Raw genomic sequence first — 21,505 nt, forward strand, 5'->3', positions numbered from 1 at the left:
AATAACCGAAGCAAGGCAACGCTTCAAGGCATGGCGCTGCCTTCCAGATTCCTGTTCTGTTCCTCCGTTAAACCCGCAACGGACGAACTTCGATTTCGAGCCCATTGTTTCCCCTCATAGATTCGCAATCCCTTTTTCGGGAGGTCACTGCATACAATTATACAAGAAGTTGGCCCGTTGTCTAATTGAAAGTGCAACACCCGTTATTGGAGATTGTCCAGATAACCAGTCCGAAGGGATGTTGCACCTATGGGGAAAGTATATTCACACCTGTCGGAAGAGGAACGCCAGGTCATCCAGATCGAGGTCGGCAACGGCACGAGCGTCAGGAAGATAGCCCGTTTGCTGGGACGCGGCCCGTCCGGCATCAGCAGGGAGATCAGGCGCAACACGTGGTTCCCGTCCAACGAGAGCGAGTCCTACCGGCCGTACCGGCCGAAGCGTCTGAAGACGGGCCCGTGGACGGGCCGCTACTACATCGCCGGCCCCGCGCAGCGCAAGGCCGACCGGCGCAGGGCGAAGCCGCGCAAGCCATACCGCCTGTCATTCGGCCGCCTGTGGTCGCGGGTGGCCGAATGGCCGGGTAGAGGCTGGTCGCCGCTGCCGGTCAGCGGCATCATCCGCCGTTGCCTGCCCAAACGCACGATCATCGAACCCGGTATGACAAGAGGGCTCCAGGAGATCGTCGACGAGACCGACAACCGTCCCATGCGCGTGCTCGGCCACCGCACGCCCGCCGAGGCATTCGCCGACGAGCTGCTAAACTTGCAAGACAAACAAGGATGTTGCACTTCCAAATAGACAACGGGGACAAAAGAACAAAAAAAGCTCATTTGCGGGGGCCGGTTAGCGTATGTCTTTCTGGGCAAAAAGAAAAGCCCCGCAACTACGCGGGGCTTTTCCAACGAGGCCATAAGAGAGGAAGAGAATCGCCTCGTTTAATGGTTGGCATGACCGAAGTCATACCAAGTATCTGCTAGTTCCTCTACTAGTTCAGACGCAGCTCGGTCGACGGAGCGAACAGGTGCATCTTGGAGGGGTCGATCTTGATCTTGACGGTCTGGCCGATCTTCGGCAGCGCACGCGGGTTCACACGAATCGTGGTGAGCTTGTTCTGGTCGGACATCATCGTGGACGCCTCGGCAGCGGAGCCATCGGTGATGATGGTGCCGTAGATGTAGCCGTCGGAGCCCAGATCCTCGATGTTCTGAACCTTCAGCGAGAAGGCGTTCGGATCGTCCGGGGTGGCCAGCGTGGCATCCTCGGGACGGAAGCCGACGACAATCTTGCCGCCATCCTCAGCGGTCAGCTTGTTGACGGCCTCGGCGGGCAGGTCGACGGTGTCCTCACCGATCTTCGCCTTGCCGTTGACGACCGGGTGAGTGTTGATGTTCATCGACGGGGAGCCGATGAAGCCAGCGACGAAGACGTTGGCCGGGCGATCGTACAGCTCGGTCGGAGCGCCGACCTGCTGCAGGACGCCGAGCTTGATGACGGCGATGCGGTCGCCCATCGTCAGAGCCTCGGTCTGATCGTGGGTCACGTACAGGGTGATGACGCCGAGCTGACGCTGCAGGGCAGCGATCTGCGTACGGGTCTGCACACGGAGCTTGGCGTCGAGGTTCGACAGCGGCTCATCCATGAGGAAGACCTTCGGCTCACGAACGATTGCACGGCCCATGGCCACGCGCTGACGCTGACCACCGGACAGAGCCTTCGGCTTGCGGTCGAGGTACTCGGTCAGATCCAGGATCTCAGCGGCCTTCTCGACGCGCTTGCGAATCTCTTCCTTCGGGGTGCCGGCGATCTTCAGGGCGAAGCCCATGTTGTCGGCGACGGTCATGTGCGGGTACAGAGCGTAGTTCTGGAAGACCATTGCGATGTCGCGGTCCTTCGGCTGCATCGTGGTGACATCATTGCCACCGATGAGGATGCGGCCCTTGTTGACCTCTTCCAGGCCGGCCAGCATGCGCAGAGTCGTGGACTTACCGCAGCCAGACGGGCCAACGAGCACCAGGAACTCGCCGTCCTTAATGTCAAGGTTCAAATCATCCACAGAGGGCTTATCGTTGCCCGGGTAGATACGAGTGACGTGGTCGAATACGACTTCTGCCATGATATTCATCCTTTCAGAGGCAGGTACGTGCCTCACGATCCGTTGTAAAGGGATTACTGTGCCTTGATCATCAGTCCCTACACTGGCAACATCAAACCGCAGCGTTCTTTTTTCCTTCGGTTCATTGAAGACTCTCTTCGTTGAGCCACGTACTACTATACACGTCCGCTGGAACACGTCAACACGCGCGTCTGAAACGCGGACGTAACATCGACGGGCCTTCAACCGGCATCCCGCAGCCGGCATTATCCTTACTCCGACCTCATCTCAGTCCCCCTCCTCCCATCCATCTCCCGCCTCTCCCCTCCCCAAGTCCTCTCCTCTTTTTGCGTTCCTAAGTGCGCGCCGAAACGACGACCGTGCGCACATAGGTACGCAAACAGGGCCATTTGCGTCCGTATGTTCGCGCACTTGTCGTTCCGGCGCGAACTTAGGAACGCAACGGCGCTTCCGGCTCAATCGGCATGCTCGAATATCGGGTGCGCCCCGGCACGCGGTACACCGGCCTGCATCAGCTTCATGACGAACGGCGCGCGCTGGACCACTTCGATGTAATTCGTCCGTATCACAACGCTCACTCCGGCCTCTTTCAGATCCTGTTCGCGCTGCCTTTCGTCACGGACCACCTGCCGAACATCCCGGTTCGACGTCATCTCTGGATCGATATATTTCTGCATACCGTCAAACTCCAGCACGATGATGCGGCCATCTTCCGTATGCCAGATGAAATCGACCCGGCCCGCCTCCTTGCCGGTCACGCGGCTGTAAAACGTATGCTGCAATTGCGGAGGAACAAACCCTTCTTCGATGGATACAGCCCGGCAGAACGACTCCCCTCCGTTCTCGCTGCGAGCATCCGCATAATGCAGCAGACGAAATACCGGCCCACAATCCACTCGCAGACCATCACAGACGGCGACGATCTCCTCGCGGGTCACGAGCCCCCGGCGCAACGCGGAATCGAACATCGACAGCACGTGCTCGAACGGATACAAGAGCGCGCAGTCCACCAAGGTTCTTGCCGGACTGGTCACACGTACCTCGCCGATACATACATCGTCACGCAATGCCCGTTCGTGGGCGATCCGGTCAGCCAACTTGCTCACCTGACTCCAGGTATTCGACCCGTCCTGTGCTGCTCCATCACCGCGAGGCCGGTACAAACGGACCACATGGCAGTCCTCCCGTATATCGGATCTACGCACCGAGATGCGCCGCAGCCGGTGGTACGACCGACGTGACTTGGTGAATCCGTCAGTCGCGATGTACACGTATGGCTCGTCATGCAACGTCCATGAGTGCTCGAACCCGTAGATGACCGCCGCGCTCAGTCCGGCGAATACGCGCTCGGGATGCCGTCTCGCCATTTCGCGAATGACATGTGACGCTTGCTCAATGGGATTCAGACCATCCCAGTATTCACGACGCGCGTACACGCTGCGAAATGGCCGCACGACATCGCCGCAACGAGTTCGCCGCAGCATCGCCTGTCGTTCCGCCGGGCTGGACGCGGAACAACATCGCCCGTCCATTTCCGCCCGGTTCATCAGATCGTCTAGATGCTTGTGCTGTCTCATATGTTGATGATGACAATATGGACCGCCGCTGCGCAAGCGAATCCGGGGTATGTGGTCGAAGGCTAGGCGATTGTGGATAACTCGGCGCGCCGCGGCGGCATCAACGGCTGTGACGACACATTTGCGTTCCTAAGTGCGCGCCGAAACGACAAGTGCGCGAACTTAAGAACGCAAACCGGCCCATTTGCGTTTCTAAGTGCGCACAGTCGACGTTCCGGCGCGCACTTAGAAACGCAAACGATATCAGGGGGGGGTAGAGAGTATCGGAGAGGACAGCAGGGGAAGGAGGAATATCAGGGGTAGAGAGAACGGGCACAGGGCGGTGAGTAGGATAGGAGGGTATGAGCGATGCGTTGAATTTGGAGCCCGGAGCGTTGGTCGGCGGCTACACGCTGATGTCGCGGCTGGGATCCGGAGCCATGGGATCGGTCTGGCGCGTGCATGATGACGGTGGCGAGGAATACGCGATGAAGATATTGCGTGATTCGCTCGCCGATGACCGTTCGACGGCGTCCGCGCGCGATCAGATCACGGCACGTGAGCGGTTGCGCCGAGAGGCGATGGCGTTGAAGAAAGTCAATCATCCCGGCGTGTGCGGCATCGTGGACATGGAGTTGGATGATTCGCTGGCGTTCATCGTCACCGAGCTGATCGAGGGCAAAAACCTGCGCGACGACATCGCCGCGAATGGGCCATACGTCGCCGATGACCTGGAACGACTGGCATCCAAGCTGATGGACGCAGTCAAGGCGGTTCATGCGGCGGGAATCGTGCATCGAGACATCAAGCCGACCAATGTGATGGTTTCAGCGACCGGCCCGGTTCTGGTGGATTTCGGCATCGCCATGGGCGAAGGCGAAAGCCATGTGACGCGCACCGGCCTGGTGATGGGAACGCCGGGGTTCATCGCGCCGGAGATTATCGAGGGAACCGAATCCGATGAGATCACGGACTGGTGGTCCGTGTCGTCGGTGCTGGCATTCGCAGCAACCGGGGAGCCCGTTTTCGGCACCAAGCCGATGATGGCGGTGCTGGAACGCGAGGCGTCCGGCAACGCGAACCTCACAGGTCTTCCCGCCACCACCATGACGGCGTTCCGTGCGGCGCTGAACCCGGATCGCAGCAAGCGCTGCACTCCGGAGCAACTGCTGCAGGCGATCACCGTGGACGCGTTCAACCCCGGCGCCTGGCAGCAGTACGACGATGACGCCGCGCAATCCGGTCAGACGGATGTGATGCGCCCTTTTGACCATACCGGTCTGCGCAACCCGCGTCTGTTATGGCGCCCGCATGAGCCGGCCGAATCAGGTGAGAAGCCGACTGCAGCCGTCACCAAGGCAGAAATGCCAAGGCAAACCGCGATGCCCGGCGTTCGGCCCGCTTTGCAGCGGATCATCGGACAATCGGCGCCCTCACCGTATGCGACGGTTCCGCCGATTCCGAGGCTCCCAAACGCCGGCCAAGCCGCTGACGCTGCATCCGCCAGCCTTCGACGGATACCATCAATCGGGACAGGAGCAGATGCCGGAACCTCGGACGGAACCGTACCGCTCCGGGGAGCACCGCTACCGGGAAATATCGCGTCTTCTCAGGCACCCGGCAACGACCAGACGGCGCCGATGTCCCGCCTCACCCCACCTATGCCGCCGACCATGCCGGTCGGCACCGAAGCGACCGAATCGTTGCGCCCACAGCCGACATCGGTTCTGCCCGCCTCCACCATGCCATTCGATTCCACGGTCAGCGTCGGACGAACCATGCCCATGCAACCGCAGCCGACGACGGCCCTACCCACGGACGATGCGGACATGACCGGAGCAACGGCCGTAATCGAGCCGTCATCATCCGCCGACACCGCGGCAACCCTGGCGATGGATGATCCAGTGTGGTCGGGGCGCCAGCAAATCCCCACCATGACCATGCCGCCGCTGAGCCCCCAGCAGATCTTCGCCGACCCTGATGAAGCCGCAACGCCGACGACCGCAATGCAACCCGGCCAGCCCGCACAGCTCCAGCCAGCCGCGCAATTCCAGCCGTCCATGCAATCCATGCCGACAGCGCAGGCCATGCCGCCGATGGCCATGAACCCGGCAGACATCAAGCGCCAGACCTATCTGCGTCAAGGCACGCCGCTGCTCGCCGCATGGGCAGCGCCCATAGCCGCAATGGCCGCGAGCATGCCGTTGGCGGCAATGGTCGCAGCCACGCTGCTGTGCTGGCTGCTGCTGACGGTAGGCTATTCGACAGACGCCCAGCTGCAACGCGAATACAGACGCGGCGGCACACACAGCGCCGGCGACACCGCGATGCGCATCATCACGCTGCCATGGCACGCCCTCAGGGGGTTGCCTGCGGCAATAGGGCGCGGGCTGCTCGCCGTCGCGACGCTGGCGCTGGGATCCACCCTCGCGACGCTGATCTTCAGTCTGCCGGTCGTAAACACGCGGTTCGCCATAGGCGGCATCACCATTGTGGTACCCATCATCGCCGCCTCCCCCGTGTCCCCGTCAGGTCTGGCTCTGGCCATCTGCGCGGCGATCAGCTGGATCATCGGTATGCTGGCGCCCGCACCGACCATGCTGCGACTTGGCACCGGCACCCTGCTCGGTCTCAACCGGCCCGCGGGCTCCAGCGGCGCAGGCATGCTCCCCGAATCGTCCGACAACGAAACCGCTCCCGCGATATCCGCCCAACATTCCGGGCGTGAATTCGCCGTATGGATCGCATGGGCGGTGATTACACTCTCAGCGTGCACGCTGCTCGGTCTCGGACAGGGCATCAACTGGTGGCCGCTGCCCTCCAACGTCGCATAACATCCCCATCCCAGCTGCATGCCGAGCGACGGCAATGCCCGGTTTGTAGCCATTGTCACGTTCCATCATGCGGCAAACGGCGCAACCCGCCGCCGGAAAAGCGAACCCTTCTACTACTATGGGCAACAAACCGGCAGGAAAGGGATAACTGTGGCACAAAAGAATCAGAACGCGAAGCGCAACACCAGGGCAAGCCGTCGCGCCGCCGAAGAGAAGGCGGCGCAGGAGAAGGCGGAGCAAGCGGCCAAGGAGCGCAAGCAGCAAACCATCATCGGCGCAGTGGTCGTCGCCATCATCGTCGTGCTAGTGGCAATCGCCGGCTTCGCCATCTATGGAGCCATTCACAAGAACGACGTGGCGAAGAGCACCACCGAGGAGCAGGCATACCAGCAGCTGCAAAAGGTCGAGACCAAGCCATCGGCGGCCGACGACAAGGGCGGCATCCTCATCTCCAGCGAAGGCTATGGCAAGAAGGCGTCCGGCGCCCCCACCGTCGCCGTGTACATGGATCCGCTGTGCCCCGGCTGCGGCGAGTTCAACCGCCAGACCGATCCCACGCTGATCTCGCTGGTGGACGCGGGCCAGATCAACCTGGAGATCCACCCGATGTCGTTCATGGACGAATACTCGACCGACGAATATTCCAGCCGCGCCACCGGCGCCATCCTGTACATCGCCAGCAATGACGACAACCCCGATCACCTGCTCAAGTTCATCTCGAACATCTACGCCGAGGACTTCCAGCCCGGTGAGGCCAGCGAATACAAGTCGGTCAAGAACAAGGCGCTCAAGCAGCAGGCGATTGACGCCGGCGTACCGCAGTCCGTGGCCGACAAGGCGTTCAACGGCGAATACAGGAAATGGCTGGATGCCATCAACCTGTACACCCCGAAGCGCCCCGAACTGTGGCAGGTGTCCGGTTCGAACAAGGGTGTCATGAGCACGCCGACCATCACCATCAACGGCAATTACTGGGATCGCAACCAGCTGTCACTCGCCGGCATGAACAACAAGACCGGCATCATCGCGTCGCTGGGCCTGAAGGAAGACGAAGTCGGCCAGAAGGGCACGATGCCGTCGATCGGCGAATCGGGCAAGCCGATCTCGCTGACGACCGGCGAATGACGAATGACCCGTCATGCCCCGCAAATGAACGATGACACCCACGTAGACCCGTGTCGCGCTGTGATCTTCGACCCCGGCCGGAGGAACCGCAACACGGGTTTGCGACATTCTGAATTGACCAGCGCGGTGAAACTGGTAAGCTGGTCAATCGTTCGATGACACCTGTCCGCATTGTGCGAATGGGGTCCGCCTCCTTAGCTCAGATGGCCAGAGCGGCCGCCTTGTAAGCGGCAGGTCGTCGGTTCGATCCCGACAGGAGGCTCGCGGCACAGCATACCGCGTGTCATGTGCGATGCACGGTCGACATGTAGTAAGCTGTGTTTACATATAGTCTTACCTTGTGTAAGTGCCAGAAGCCTTCCCCCAACTTATGGCTTCTGGAAGGCAGAGCGTCCCCCAATTAGCTCTGCCCACAGGGGGGCGGGACAATCCCCTTCTCTCCCGCCCCCTTCTTCTTTATCTTGATATATGTGACCACCCCAGTAGCTCCGCGACAGCCCTTCGGGCAGGGCAAAAAAGTACCAAATGTGGGAGTATGGGTGACGGTCGTGCGATGCCCAGCGAAGCATCATCGTGATTGGTTACAATGCTAGCCGTAGCTCATGGAAGGATGACATATGGCCAGGCGGTGGACACCACGACGTTTTGTTCGATTGCGTCGCATTCGGGTGGCGATCTGCGCCGTCGCCGTGGCTCTTGCCTCAACGGTCGCATTCGGCGTCGCCGCACGCAAGACCATCGCACTCAGCATCAACGGCGACACCCAGACCGTCACCACGTATGCCATGAGCGTGACGCGCCTGCTTGAAGAGCGGGGCGTCGACGTCAAATCCCATGATCTGGTGCAATCCACCAGCGGCGACATCCTCAGCAATCATGACGTGGTCACGGTCCGCAGCGCATATCAGACGACCATCAGCATCGACGGACAGCGCGTGCCGTTCTGGACCGTGGCGACCAGCGCCTCCCAGCTGCTCGGGTTTTTCCAGCAGAACGAGAACGAGGCCGCGAAAGTCACCGTGGACATCGACAACATCTACAGCCAGCTCACCGGCGGCCTCGTCATCAACGAGTCCGGCCCGGTGACGGTCATCGCCGACGGCAAAACGTCGGTCGCGCCGAATGGCAAGCTTCCCGCCGCGTCGATTCTCGATTCCAAAGGCATCAGCCTCAACAAGGAAGACCGCGTCAGTGTCGAGAAGGACGGAGACAAGACCGTGCTGCGCGTTCAGCGCGTCACCCACGGGCAGGAGACGACGACCGTCGCCATTCCCCATGGTTCGCAGACGATTGTTGATAAGTCGTTGAAGCCAGGAACATCCGTGGTCCGCCAACAGGGGGAAGACGGCGAGAAGAAGCAGGTCTATAACGTCACGTATGTCGATGGCATCGCAGAGACGCGAACGCTGATTTCGGAGACGACCACCAAAATCTCCCTCGACACCATCGTCGCCGTAGGCCCGGAGAAGGCCGCCGAACCTTCCGACACCAGCAAGGGGCAAGCCGATAAAGGCAGTGACAACGCCGGCAAGTCAGGCAACAAGTCGAATACCGGCAAGTCGGATGGCAACTCCTCGAATGGCAGCACGTCCGGCGCAAACAAGTCGGATGATACGTCGAACAATGACAAAAACAACGACAAGAACAACGGGAATTCGGGCAACAACGGCAATTCCGGGAACTCAGGGAACTCAGGCAATAGCGGCAACTCGGGAAACTCCGGCAACTCGGGAAACTCGGGAAACTCCGGAAACAACGGCGGCAACGGCGGCAACGGCGGCAACGGCAACTCCGGCAACTCCGGCAGCAGCTCGCAGGGACGCCTATGGCACCCGACCGCCGCGCAGGCCAAAGCCTACGCATCCGGCGCGGCCGCACAGCGCGGCTGGACCAGCTACGACTGGACATGCCTCGACAAGCTGTGGACCCGCGAATCCAGATGGCTGTGGTACGCCGAGAACGCGAAGACCGGCGCCTACGGAATCCCGCAGTCGCTGCCTGCGAGCAAAATGGCCGAGTTCGGCGCAAATTACCGTGACGACGGCGCTGTGCAGATCGACTGGGGGCTGGCGTATATCGCCCAACGGTATGGCAGCCCATCCAAGGCATGGGAACGCTCCGAACAAATCGGCTGGTACTGATAGCGAGCGTTATGACTGACATGAATCCATCCCCTGCACCTTCCGGAGCATCCGCAGCCGCCGAGAAACCCGCAGCCGCCGGGCGACTGCTCGGCGCGGCCGACATCCGTCACATAGCAGCCGAAGCCGGCATCAGCCCGACCAAGAAATTCGGCCAAAACTTCGTCATCGATCCCGGAACAGTGCGCCGCATCGTGCGCGAGGCCGCGGTCACCGCCGATACGCGGGTGCTGGAAGTCGGCCCTGGATTGGGGTCGCTGACACTGGCCATCCTGGAAACCGGCGCCACGATGACCGCGGTCGAGATCGACCCGCCGGTCGCGCAACGGCTGCCGCATACCATCGACACATACATGCCGGATGCGAGGAACCGCCTCACGGTCATCAACAAGGACGCGCTGGCCCTCACGTCGGCGGACCTCCCCGAGTTCAGCGGCGACGAACCGTTCACCCTGGTGGCGAACCTTCCGTACAATGTGGCCACGCCGATCATCCTGACGCTGCTGGAACGCTTCGACATGCTGACGTCCTTCGTGGTGATGGTGCAGAAAGAAGTCGCGGACCGTCTGACCGCCACTCCCGGCTCGAAGATTTACGGCGCGCCCAGCGTGAAGCTGGCGTGGTACGGCTCGGCGGAACGCGTGGGCAACATCGGGCGTCACGTATTCTGGCCAGCGCCGAACGTGGATTCGGCCCTGGCCGGGTTCACCCGTGTCCAGTCGCATGCGGGCCCGCGCGACCCCCAGTTGCGCCAGCTGACGTTCCAGTTGGTCGACGCGGCCTTCAGCCAGCGTCGCAAAACGCTGCATGCCGCACTCAAGCGCATGGTGCCCGATGAAGTGTTCCACACGGCGGGCATCGACCCGACACGCCGCGGCGAGACGCTGACCATCGACGAATTCGCCGCTCTGGCGACGGCGCTGAGGCAATCGCAGCATGAACAGGGGCAGGCATCATCATGAGCGCCACAGCAATGGACAATGTACGGTCAGCAACACCGGGTCAGGTACGGCGTTCGCCAAGCGTCCCCGCGCATTGGCCCATCCGCCGTCATGTAGCAGCCGCGGAAACGACACCGGCCGGGCCGCTGCACTCGGTGGAGGTCACGGTTCCCGCGAAAACCAATCTGACGTTGCACGTAGGGCCCGCCCATGAGGAATGGGGCGGACGGCACGCGCTGGACACGATATATTGCGCCATCGGCGTCAACGACGTGGTGACGGCGACTGCCAAGACCCCCGGCAGCGGGTTTTCACTCGAACTGAGCGGCGAGCATCTGGGTGATCTGGCATCGAGCGGCAGCGACATGCGCCGCAACCATGCGGTGCTTGCGTTGTTCGCGATCGCCAGGGCCGCGGGGCGGGAGCCGGACGTGGCGCTGCATGTGGACAAACACATTCCCGTCGGCGCCGGATTGGGCGGCGGATCCGCCGACGCGGCGGCGACATTGCTCGCCGTGAACACCCTGTGGGGACTGCACTGGCCGATTGAACGGCTGCGTGACATCGCCGCCACGCTCGGCGTCGATATGCCCTTCTGCCTGGAGGGCGGATATGCGCATGGCACCGGTTTCGGCGAGCGGATCATCCCGCTGGAGGATGATTCATCGTGCGTTCAGACGCTGCGAGACCGCGGATTCGCCGGCCAATTGCTGGTGGGAGCGTACCATGCGCAACTGAGCACGCCGAATGTCTACTCGACCTTCGACAAGATGGGCGCGGGAGACGGCGACGACAACCATCTGCAGCGCGCCGCGGTCGCCTTGCACCCCCGCAGCGGCGAAGCCATCGAAGCCGCCCTGGCCGCCGGGGCATCCCGGTCATTCGTTTCCGGCTCCGGCCCATCGGTCATCGCGTTCGTACCGGACGATGCCGTCGCCCGCCGCGTTCGCACCGCATGGGAGCAATCCGCCACGGTGGATCGCATCATCGCTGCGCAGGCGCCGGCGAGACCGGTCATAACCATCCTGCCATCCCTGTCTTATCGCGTCAGACAGTGACGCTAATCTGTGTACCAGTCTCGTAAGAAAAGGACGGACCCATGACTCAGCCTTATGACGAACGCGCGGAACGCAAGCGTTACATTCGCCGCCGCCAGCAGATCGTATTCTCCTGTGTCGGCGCGGTGCTTGCCGTCGCCCTGGTCGTGTCGGCGCTGTTCTATTTCCATGTCGGGGGTCTGGGCATAACGGCCACGTCCGCAGTCAAGCCGAATTACGGCGTGCGCGTGCCCTGCTCGACCAAGGACGCCAACGGCAAGAACCAGACATATTCCAACTATGCGAACGTCAAGGTGCGCGTGCTGAACGGCACCAAATTCGTCGGTTTCGCGAAGGCCGTCAGCACCGCGCTGTCGAACCGCCAGTTCAAGGTCACCGGCTGGGACAATTACAAGGGCAAGAAGGTCGAGCGCACCACAATCTATTTCGGCAAGAACGCCATCAACGAGGCGTACACGCTAAACACGAACTTCACGGACGCGGTGATGGTGATGGATGACCGCGACGACAAGCTGATTGACGTGGTGCTCGGCGCCTCGTTCAACGATCTGGCCAACAAGGACAGCCTGCCGAGCGGCGACACCGCCATCGAAAACTTCGAGGGATGCGTGCCCGTCCAGTCAATGGGCACCTTGCCCAAGGCCCTCGATCATGAAAAGGTGGAATGACGGCCAGCATCGTCATGACGGCCTGAAACCCCCGATATTCGGCGGCTGCCTGCCTTACGCGGACAGCCGCCGAACCGTTTCTTGGGCACGTTTACAGCGACGCGTGCCACCGCTTGAGCTCGGCCACCGCGGTGTCATGGTCGACCGGACCGTTATCGAGCCGGTATTCCAGCATGTGCTTGTATGCGCGGCCGACCTCCGGGCCGGGAGCGATGCCGAGGATGGTCATGATCTCATTGCCGTCGATATCCGGCCGGATGGCATCGAAGTCCTCTTTCTCCTTGAGATCGCGCACGCGCTGCTCCATCTCGTCCATGGCGGACGAGAACACCATCGCCTTACGACGGTTCTGAGTGGTCGCGTCGGCGCGGGTCAGCCGGTTCAGCCGCTCATACAGCGGACCGGCGTCCTTGACGTAGCGTCGCACGGCGGAATCGGTCCATGGTTCTTCGACATACCCGTGGAACCGCAGATGCAGGTTCACTAACTCGCTGACATCCTCGACGAGATGATGGTCGAACCGCAGCGCCTTGAGCCGTTTGCGCGTCATTTTCGCGCCGACCGCATCGTGATGATGGAAGCTGACCTTGCCGCCGGGCTCGAACCGGCGTGTTTTCGGCTTGCCGATGTCATGGGTCAGCGCGGCCAGGCGAAGCGTCAGGTCGGGAGCGGGCACGGGGCCTTCCGGCCCGGTCTCCAGCGCTATGGCGCGATCGAGCACAATCATCGTGTGCTCGAACACGTCCTTGTGGCGGTGGTGCTCGTCGATTTCCAGCTGCAGGGCGGGAATTTCCGGGAATACGATATCGGCGAGACCTGATTCGACCAGCGCTTCGACACCCGCCCTCGGACGATCGGACAGCAGCAGCTTCGTGAGCTCGTCACGCACCCGTTCAGCGGATACGATGTCGATGCGATCGGTCATGTCGCTGATGGCGGCAGCCGTGTCGGGGGCGATGCTGAACCCGAGCTGTGCGACGAAACGCACGGCACGCATCATGCGCAGCGGGTCGTCGTCGAAGGACTGATACGGATCCACCGGCGTGCGCAATACGCCTTTAGCCAAATCGCTGGCGCCGCCGAACGGGTCCACGAACTCCAGCTGCGGCACGCGCAGCGCCATGGCGTTCACGGTGAAATCACGGCGGGACAGATCGCCTTCGAGCGAATCGCCGTAGCTGACTTCGGGCTTGCGGGATTCGGGATCGTACGTGTCGGACCGGTACGTAGTGATCTCCACCTTGACTTCGGTGCCGTCCTCGCGCCGGCGCATCGCACCCAAAGTGCCGAATTTGCGGCCCATATCCCAGAAACCGTCACGTCCCCAATGACGCAGGATCGGCTCGAACTCGTCGGGATGGGCCGACGTGCAGAAATCGAGGTCGTGGGAACGCCGGTGCAGCAACAGGTCACGCACGGGGCCGCCCACCAACGCCAGCTCGTACCCGCGAGCCGCGAACAGGTGTCCAAGTTCAATGGCTTCCGGCCAAACTTCGAAATTCACACGAGGCCTTTCCATAAAGTATTACCGCTTTTATGCGTATTCAAGCATACCGTTACCCCACCTGCACACGGTATTGAGTAAGGTGGAAGTCATGATTACGCCCGCAGACCTCGCGCGCATGCTTGCGCATGCTGCGGGCGACCATACCCAAAATCCGCTCGAACCCGATACGTTGCTCTATACGTCCGAGGCTCCGCGCACGCCGAAAACCGTTGTCAGGCCACCGGAACCACGCTTTCCCACACCTGCGATGATGCCGCAGCGACGGGCGGGCGACGGGCCGACCACATTCGCGTCGCTGGACGCTCAGGAGCTCCCGGTGGTGCGCGAATACTCGGCCGGCGGCCTGGTGTTCGACGAGCGCGGCCGTGTGGCCATCATCGCGCGACACTCCCGCAACGGCCATCTCGAATGGTGCCTTCCCAAGGGCCATATCGAAAAGGGCGAGACGCCGCAGCAGACCGCCGTGCGCGAGGTGCACGAGGAGACCGGCATTCTGGGTGAGGTGGTCGAGTCCATTGCCACCATCGACTATTGGTTCACCGGTACCAGCCAGCGCGTGCATAAGCTCGTGCATCATTTCGCGCTGCGCCAGATCGGCGGCGACCTGACGGTGGAGGGCGATCCGGATCATGAAGCCGAAGACGCCATCTGGGTGGATTTCGATGATTTGGATGACGTTCTCAGCTATCCTAATGAACGCAAGATCGCTTGGCTCTACGCAAGGAAAATGAAGCAGGGATGATCGCGAACAGCCCCGAGCACGGTCAGGCCGTGCCATCGTTATCTCACCGAACGACACGCCTATGGCGCTTCTTTACCATCATGTTGCTGACATGCGCGATGCTGTTCGCAGGCCGCATGGTACCGGCCGGCACGGCACATATGGCGATGGCGGATGACGAGACGGACACGGCCACGCAGACGACCGCCTTGTCGATCACCGAATCGACGCCCGTGGTCACCGACACATCCGGCTACCACATCACCATCAGCATCTCCAATCCCACGTATGCCGCGACGTCACCGGGCCTGGTGACCGTGGCCTACAACCCGTCATATACGTTCGTATCGCGCACTGACATCCAGCATTGGGCGACCGGGGACGTATCGATTCCGGTGCGCACCGTTCTCGGCACGGCCACGGTGCCGTCCATCGCGGCGAGCAAGAAGGTTTCCGTGAAGATCGACGCGGTGGCCGACAGCGATGCGTTGAAGGCGTTGCAGATGTGGGGGCCGAAACCGCTGCTGGTCACCTATCAGGCGACCCAGGCGACCGATTCTCAATCCACGGGCTCTTCTGACGGGTCATCCGGGTCGGACCGTACCGTCGATCCGAACGCCAAGCCGATTCGCCTGCACAGCTTCTTGACCAGATCATCCCAGGGATTGCGCAACGCACAGACCCCGCCGATGGCCATCACCATGGTCATGCCGTTGATGAACACCGGCCAGCAGGCCGACAAGAACGCCATCGACCAGCTGGTGGTGCATGACAACGGCGATGGATCCGACACAAAATCTACACAATCAGGTGGCGGCGGCACGGATGGCAGCACAGACGACGGCTCCGGCAACAATACCGACGGCTCCGAAAACACCGCGGCGACGCAATCATCAGTGCTCACCCCGCACGACAATGATGCACTCGCCGCCAAACTCTCCCTCATCGGCAAGCACAGCGATTTGCAGACCATAGCCGATCCGACGGCATTGGCTTCCGACACCGGGCAACGCATCGATGCCGTCATGCAGCCGGCCGGATTCGACATCACCGCCTATGCCGCGATCAACAACGTCCGGTCGTACGAACAGGCCGGCGTCGGCACCGGCGCATGGAACGCACGATCCGCACTGGCCGCGGCACCGGCATCATCCAATTCCCTGCCCATCGCCTGGCAAGGCAAGGGCGATTGGACCCGGCAGGCGCTCTCCACGGCCAGGAAGCAGGGATACCAGTACGTCATCGCCGGTCACGACTTCGACTCCAGCACCACGGCCACCGTGCACACAGGCACATACACAATCCCCACCTCGGCCGGCGACATCACGGTGCTGAGCGAGCAGAAGGAACTCGGCGACCTAGCCAAAGGCAAGCCCACCAGCAGTGATGCGGACGGCGAGACCAGTAACGCGGGACGCATCGCGCGGTTCGTCGCGCAGAGCGCCTTCTATCAGATGGAGCAGCCGTATGCGGCGATGAACCGCAACCTGCTGGTCTGCTTCGGCACTAATATGTCGGCGGCGTTCATCGACACGCTGATGACCGCGGTCGAACAGTCCTCATGGCTGCAACTCACCGACCTGAACGATCTCATTGACGCAGACGCCTATCGGACCGGCGACAAGGCGCTGCAAATCGTCCCCCAAGACAGTCATTTAAGCGAGCGGAACACCCGATCGGTCACGTCCGCGCTGGAATCGCTGGCCGAAAGCCGCAACGACATCAACCGCTTCGCCACGTCGGTCCTCACCGACCATAAGGCATCCGCGTCCTGGATCCGCAAGATCAAGGCCGCACAGAGCACGCTGGCACTGCATGCGCTCTCGTCCGCGCCGCGCAACATCGACAGTCTGGTCGACGGCGCCAAACGGCTCGGCGGAGGCATGTTCGGCGGCGTATCCATCACGCCGACCGACTCCATCACCGTCGTCAGCGAAACGGCCAAAATGCCCGTCACCGTCAGGAACAACCATCCGTATCCGGTACGGGTGAAGGTCTCATCCCTCACCGACTCCATGGAAATCGTCACATCGCGGTTCACTGAGGTCACCATACCGGCGAACAGCGAGGCGCAGGTCACGTTCGCCATCCGCGTCGCCACTTCCGGCCACGCCACAGCCCACATCACATTGCTGGACCGCAACGGCGACACGTTCGGTTCCGCACAGAACACCGACATCACCAGCGTGCTGCGCATCAGCGACATGACCGGATTCATCATCATCGGCTTCTCGCTGCTGCTCGGCCTGGTCGGCCTCTGGCGCCAATTCCATCGAAAGAAGGACCCCGACGAATGAGCACCACGGTAGGACGCAATTCGCTGATCATGGCGTGCGGCACGGCCGCGTCACGTGTGACCGGCCAGATCCGCACCATCTTCCTCGTCGGCGCACTCGGTACCACCGGTATCGCAGCCAACGCGTATCAGGCCGGCGCGCAGATACCGCAGGTGATCTTCAACCTGCTGTCCACCGGCGTGTTCAACGCGGTGCTCGTGCCGCAGATCGTGCGCACGCTCAAGCAGAAGGACGCGGATGAGCGACTCAGCAAGCTCATCACCTTGTCCATCGCGCTGCTGCTGGCCATCACACTGCTGATGGCGTCCGGCACGCCACTGCTGACGATGCTGTACCTCGACTCCAGCTGGACGCCCGCGCAAAGGGCGCTGGCGAACGCCTTCACGCTGTGGTGTATGCCCCAGATCCTGTTTTACGGCCTGTACACCGTATTGGGGCAGATCCTCGCCGCAAAGGGGCGTTTCGCGACGTATGCGTGGAGCTCCGTGGGCGCCAACGTCATCAGCTGCATCGGTTTCGGCGCGTTCATCATGCTGTTCGGCAACGCGGGACGGCAGCCGATGTCGTTCTGGACATCCGGCAAGATAGCCCTGACCGCGGGCGCCTGGACGGCCGGCGTGGCGTTCCAGGCCCTGGTGCTGTTCATTCCTTTGCTGCGTTGCGGCATCCACTACCGGCCTCGCTGGGGACTGCATGGGCTGGGATTGCGTTCCATGGGCCAGGTGGCGGTGTGGAGCATCGCCATGGTGCTGCTCAACCAGCTGATGGGCATCGTCAATTCGCGTGTTAATACCGGCGCCCCGACCGCCGGCGGCGATTTGTACGGCATCGCGGGCAACGCGAGCTATCAGTACGCGTACACGATATACGTTCTTCCCTATTCGATCATCGCCGTGTCCATCACGACCGCGGTGTTCCCGCGCATGTCCCGCGCGATCAGCGAGCATCGTATCGGGGATGCCCGCGCCGACCTCAGCTCATCCCTGCGATCCACCGGTCTTGCGATGTTCTTCTTCACCGCGGTCATGATTGCCATGCCGGTGCCGCTGGTGAAGGCGCTGATTCCGTCCACGAATGTGCATGGGGCGATTCTGATATCCGGGCCTCTGATCGGCCTGCTGGTGGGATTGGTGCCCACCAGTGCGTTCCTGCTGGTGCAGCGCGCCTTCTACGCGTATGAGGACGGCCGCAGCCCGTTCCTGTTCGCGGCGGCCGACAACGCCGTGCAGTTGCTGCTTCTGCTGACCTCGCTGCGTTTCGCGCCGCCGAAATATTGGACGCTCATGGTGGCTCTGTCGCTGAGCCTGTCATATATCATCACGTTCCCATGGGTGTTCTGGCTGTTGCGCAGACGATTCGGCGGGCGGATCGACGGCAAGCGCATCATCATCATGCATGTCAAGGCCCTGATTGCCGGTGCGGCGGCATGCGCGTGCGGACTATTCCTCAACCCGCTGGCCACGCGTTTGGTCGGCGCGAAGGTTTCCAGCGTCAACGGACATATGAGCTGGTGGCAATCCATCGTCATATGCGCGATTCTGACGATTGTGGTGACGGCCGTGTATGCCGGGCTGCTATGGCTGATGCGCATGGAGGAGTTCTCCAGCCTGATCGTCACCATGAAGGCACGGCTGTTGCGTAGGACTTCCACTGCGACATCGGTATCGACACCGGCTGAGTCGGAGGCCGAGGAAGCTCAGGCACAAAACGCGGAGGTCGAAGAGGGCACCACGGCAATTGCGGAGAATGATAATCATTACGATAATCATTCGCTGGGTGACGATGGAACCTCGGAGAATGACGGTTCCGCGGAACGGGCCGCTGAAACTGTGACCGATCTCGAACGGCCGGTTCAGGACCACCCCAGGGGGATTCCGTCCGACAACCTTCCGCCTAGCTTCGCGCCGACGGTCAACCGTAAGGGCCAACGCCCGTCCATCAAGTCCGTCGTACTGCCGAACGTCGCGGCAAACGCAGCCGGTGCAACGGCAGGTATCGCGGCCGGCAACAACGCCCAGCCGCGAATTCCCACCATACTGCCAACGCCGCATCATTCCACTCGTCAAGCCGCGTCCATCGCGGCTGCACAGCCGACCATCCCCACGGCTAGAATGTCAGCATCACCACTATCTCAGCGCATGACAGCAGAGCACGGAGAAACAACTACTATGAAGCCTCAATTGGGAGATACCGTCATCGGTCGCTACACTCTCGTTTCTTCACTGCGCGAAAGTGACGGATTGAGCGCATGGATAGCCAATGACCGCATGCTGGCGCAGTCCTGCCAGCTGTTCATCATCACCGACACATCCGTTCTGCCGCAGATCAACGAGGCGGCTTCCACGCTCGCGCTGGCCAACAGCCGGTACTGCACGCCGGTGCTGCAGCTGCAGCACGTCGGCGATGCCGCGGTGGTTATCACCGAGCCGGACTCCGGTCTGGCGCTGGCGGAATACATGCAGCGTTCGTCTTCCTCGTTCCTTAGCTACGACGCGATTCGATCGATCGTGGGACAATGCACCCAGGCGGTTCAGGAGCTGTTGGACACGGGGCTGACCCATACCGCGCTGAGCACCGATACCATTCGCGTGAGCGTCAATGGCGTGCAGTTCGCCGACACTCCCGTCGCCGCCGCATTGGCCGATATCTGCAGCGGCATCGACGGCGATGTGATGTCGTATGAGCAGATGGCGACGCGACAGCTGGCCGCACTGCTGTACGCGCTGCTGACCAAGACGCCTTCAGGCGCGAACACGACGTTCGACCTGAATATGCTGCCCGCCGACGTTCCCACGGAATTCCGCGTGATCTGCAAGCGTGGACTGGCCCTGCACACCGAAGATGGGGAAATCATCGTGCCGATGGCAACGCTGGCCGAGCTGAGCGCGCTGCTGGGCGCGTGGGAGCCATTCGGCAACCTGTCGGATCGTGACATCATATTGCCGTCGGTCAGTGGCAGCGCCTCGATCAGCATGGTGGCGTTGCGTGACACGAGCGATGACAAGATCGTGGAACTGCCGGATGGGCTGGTGACCTCGACGAAGCTGCCGGAATTGTCGATTTCCGAGGCGGGACTGGCAGCCGGCGCCGAGGCCAGGTTCGTCAACGAGCAGCGTCTCGCACAGCAGGCGTTCCTGGCTCAGCTGCCCGGAGATCCGCCCTCGGCCGATCAGCCGGTCATCCCCGAAGCGGAATTGTTCGAACCGGATACCGCCGAGCCGTCGAAGACCCTGGCCTCCCTGCAATCGAAGGTCGGTCAGCTTATGGGCTCCTTGCGCAAGGACGGGGAGCCGGAGTCGCCGGTGACGACATCCACTGCGGAAGAGACCGCGATTGAGCAGCCGATGCCGGTGTATGCACCGCTGCCGGCATCGTTCCCGCCCGCCGCCAAGCCGCGTAGGTCCGCTACTGGCGCGACGCAGGCACAGTCCAGCAACGGCGTGAACGTACCGGCAAACGCTGCTGGTGCGTCTGCTGTTGCGGGCGGTACCGGCAAACCCCGGACGATCGGTGCAACCGGCGAAATACAGAGCATCGTGGCCAATATGCCGAATGTTCCGCTGCCGGAAGAGAACGACAATGAGCGCACCCGCGCCGGCAGCATCCCGCCGTTGCCGCAGTCCGGTGAGGCGCAGGTGTCTGAAGGCAAGCAAACCGTGGCTGGAAGCCATCCCACGACCCGTGCGGCTCAGCCCATTGCCACGAACGCCATGCCGCAGCCGCGCGCGCATATGTCGGAATCATTGGCCGCTCTTGCCGCCAGATCCGCCAAGGCCGCGGCGTCGGGCGACGCCGTAATGCCCCCGTCATTCGCAGTGTCGGCATCGGCGCCCGGAGCCAATGGAGCAGCCATCCCCGGATCATCGAAGTCGCGTACGCGGATGACGGCACCAATCAGCCGCGATGCCCTGCGGAACATGTCTGGCGGCCGTCCTGCGGCGGCTCCGGGTGCGAATGTGCCGGGTGTGCAGACACCGGCGCAGCGTGCCCAATCCGACGCCTTTGACCCCACGGTCACCGTTCCGCTGCTAGGCACTGATGGTACTTCGGTAGATCAGCTGCCGCCTATGGCCCAGATCATGCCGCCGAGCTTCGCGCCCCAGCAGGTGCACGATGTCAATGCGGCGAATGTCGGACGCAATATCGAGGAGGACCTGCCTGACCAGCCACTCTGGGGGCAGCTCAAGATCAAGGTCATCGCCATCGTCGTCGCGCTGGTTCTGCTGGTGGTGGGATTGGTCGCCGCATGGTTCATCCTGAACGGAGACAACCACGGTGGCGGATCCGACAATCAGGATTGGCCGAACAAGACCGACATCGATAACGTCCCGTTCGGCAACTCGACCACACAGAACTCCACGTCAAAGAACTCCACGTCAAAGAACTCTGCGGCACAATCCGACATCGTGTACATCCGCGTTCTGTAGGCGACGCAGAAGTTCTCATGAAACACCCCTTCTACTCACGGGTAGGAGGGGTGTTTCATCGTACGCGGTGACTCACGCTGTGGACTTATGCTGTGGGCCCATATCGTGCTCGTA

13 protein-coding genes and 1 tRNA gene are annotated in these 21,505 nt (G+C 61.9%); 11 read left to right on the plus strand and 3 right to left on the minus strand.

Annotated elements, in window-relative coordinates; all coding sequences use genetic code 11:
* The first annotated feature begins 249 nt into the window (after positions 1-249).
* The gene (locus BBBF_RS10745; RefSeq protein ID WP_021647556.1) at positions 250-801 is read left to right on the plus strand and encodes a helix-turn-helix domain-containing protein; all 552 of its coding nucleotides are present in this window, start codon (positions 250-252) and stop codon (positions 799-801) included.
* A 187-nt stretch (positions 802-988) separates the two neighbouring features.
* Here the strand turns inward: BBBF_RS10745 and BBBF_RS09085 are convergent, their stop codons facing one another.
* Positions 989-2,116 carry an ABC transporter ATP-binding protein gene (locus BBBF_RS09085; RefSeq protein WP_033509556.1) on the minus strand — a complete coding sequence of 376 codons (1,128 nt, stop codon included), beginning with the start codon at positions 2,114-2,116 and terminating at the stop codon, positions 989-991.
* Between the two features lie 455 nt (positions 2,117-2,571).
* Positions 2,572-3,222, minus strand: coding sequence for a CTP synthase (locus BBBF_RS09090; protein WP_231855220.1), 651 nt, complete (start codon positions 3,220-3,222; stop codon positions 2,572-2,574).
* Positions 3,223-4,034: 812 nt separating this feature from the next.
* On the opposite strand from BBBF_RS09090, the gene BBBF_RS09095 reads away from it, so the two are divergent.
* The 7 genes from BBBF_RS09095 (at position 4,035) to BBBF_RS09125 (ending at position 12,439) form a co-directional block, all read left to right on the plus strand.
* Positions 4,035-6,506: a serine/threonine-protein kinase gene (locus tag BBBF_RS09095; RefSeq protein ID WP_021647552.1), complete on the plus strand. Its 2,472-nt coding sequence runs from the start codon at positions 4,035-4,037 to the stop codon at positions 6,504-6,506.
* A 150-nt stretch (positions 6,507-6,656) separates the two neighbouring features.
* Positions 6,657-7,631 carry a DsbA family protein gene (locus BBBF_RS09100; RefSeq protein WP_033509558.1) on the plus strand — a complete coding sequence of 325 codons (975 nt, stop codon included), beginning with the start codon at positions 6,657-6,659 and terminating at the stop codon, positions 7,629-7,631.
* A 188-nt stretch (positions 7,632-7,819) separates the two neighbouring features.
* A tRNA-Thr gene (locus tag BBBF_RS09105) sits at positions 7,820-7,893 on the plus strand.
* Between the two features lie 355 nt (positions 7,894-8,248).
* Complete coding sequence (locus BBBF_RS09110) at positions 8,249-9,772, plus strand: aggregation-promoting factor C-terminal-like domain-containing protein (protein WP_033509561.1); 1,524 nt, start codon at positions 8,249-8,251, stop codon at positions 9,770-9,772.
* 20 nt (positions 9,773-9,792) lie between these two features.
* Positions 9,793-10,734: a 16S rRNA (adenine(1518)-N(6)/adenine(1519)-N(6))-dimethyltransferase RsmA gene (rsmA, locus tag BBBF_RS09115; RefSeq protein ID WP_003814999.1), complete on the plus strand. Its 942-nt coding sequence runs from the start codon at positions 9,793-9,795 to the stop codon at positions 10,732-10,734.
* A complete protein-coding gene (locus BBBF_RS09120) occupies positions 10,731-11,771 on the plus strand; it encodes a 4-(cytidine 5'-diphospho)-2-C-methyl-D-erythritol kinase (protein WP_033509563.1) in 1,041 nt (346 codons plus the stop codon). Before rsmA ends, BBBF_RS09120 begins: the two co-directional genes overlap by 4 nt.
* A gap of 41 nt (positions 11,772-11,812) precedes the next feature.
* Entirely contained in the window at positions 11,813-12,439 is a 627-nt protein-coding gene (locus BBBF_RS09125) for a LytR C-terminal domain-containing protein (protein ID WP_003815003.1), read from the plus strand.
* A 91-nt stretch (positions 12,440-12,530) separates the two neighbouring features.
* On the opposite strand, the gene BBBF_RS09130 is transcribed toward BBBF_RS09125, so the two are convergent.
* The gene (locus tag BBBF_RS09130; protein WP_003815005.1) at positions 12,531-13,943 is read right to left on the minus strand and encodes a CCA tRNA nucleotidyltransferase; all 1,413 of its coding nucleotides are present in this window, start codon (positions 13,941-13,943) and stop codon (positions 12,531-12,533) included.
* A gap of 91 nt (positions 13,944-14,034) precedes the next feature.
* Between BBBF_RS09130 and BBBF_RS09135 the strand changes: the two genes are divergently transcribed.
* The 3 genes from BBBF_RS09135 to murJ are packed head-to-tail and all read left to right on the plus strand — an operon-like array spanning position 14,035 to position 21,391.
* Positions 14,035-14,688, plus strand: coding sequence for an NUDIX hydrolase (locus BBBF_RS09135; protein ID WP_003815006.1), 654 nt, complete (start codon positions 14,035-14,037; stop codon positions 14,686-14,688).
* The gene (locus BBBF_RS09140) at positions 14,685-16,964 is read left to right on the plus strand and encodes a DUF6049 family protein (RefSeq protein ID WP_021647547.1); all 2,280 of its coding nucleotides are present in this window, start codon (positions 14,685-14,687) and stop codon (positions 16,962-16,964) included. The genes BBBF_RS09135 and BBBF_RS09140 overlap by 4 nt, the downstream gene beginning before the upstream one ends.
* Positions 16,961-21,391 (plus strand): lipid II flippase MurJ, encoded by a 4,431-nt coding sequence (gene murJ, locus BBBF_RS09145; RefSeq protein ID WP_021647546.1) that lies wholly within the window; start codon positions 16,961-16,963, stop codon positions 21,389-21,391. The genes BBBF_RS09140 and murJ overlap by 4 nt, the downstream gene beginning before the upstream one ends.
* The last annotated feature ends 114 nt before the right edge of the window (positions 21,392-21,505 follow it).

Origin of the sequence: Bifidobacterium bifidum ATCC 29521 = JCM 1255 = DSM 20456, from assembly GCF_001025135.1 — a bacterium.
In the GTDB taxonomy this organism is placed as follows: Bacteria; Actinomycetota; Actinomycetes; order Actinomycetales; family Bifidobacteriaceae; genus Bifidobacterium; species Bifidobacterium bifidum.

Excerpts from the sequence above, each read along its gene's own strand:
- BBBF_RS10745 (WP_021647556.1), top strand. The coding sequence starts at position 250 with ATGGGGAAAGTATATTCACACCTGTCGGAAGAGGAACGCCAGGTCATC.
- BBBF_RS09085 (WP_033509556.1), bottom strand. The coding sequence starts at position 2,116 with ATGGCAGAAGTCGTATTCGACCACGTCACTCGTATCTACCCGGGCAAC.
- BBBF_RS09095 (WP_021647552.1), top strand. The coding sequence starts at position 4,035 with ATGAGCGATGCGTTGAATTTGGAGCCCGGAGCGTTGGTCGGCGGCTAC.
- BBBF_RS09110 (WP_033509561.1), top strand. The coding sequence starts at position 8,249 with ATGGCCAGGCGGTGGACACCACGACGTTTTGTTCGATTGCGTCGCATT.
- rsmA (WP_003814999.1), top strand. The coding sequence starts at position 9,793 with ATGAATCCATCCCCTGCACCTTCCGGAGCATCCGCAGCCGCCGAGAAA.
- BBBF_RS09120 (WP_033509563.1), top strand. The coding sequence starts at position 10,731 with ATGAGCGCCACAGCAATGGACAATGTACGGTCAGCAACACCGGGTCAG.
- BBBF_RS09125 (WP_003815003.1), top strand. The coding sequence starts at position 11,813 with ATGACTCAGCCTTATGACGAACGCGCGGAACGCAAGCGTTACATTCGC.
- BBBF_RS09135 (WP_003815006.1), top strand. The coding sequence starts at position 14,035 with ATGATTACGCCCGCAGACCTCGCGCGCATGCTTGCGCATGCTGCGGGC.
- BBBF_RS09140 (WP_021647547.1), top strand. The coding sequence starts at position 14,685 with ATGATCGCGAACAGCCCCGAGCACGGTCAGGCCGTGCCATCGTTATCT.
- murJ (WP_021647546.1), top strand. The coding sequence starts at position 16,961 with ATGAGCACCACGGTAGGACGCAATTCGCTGATCATGGCGTGCGGCACG.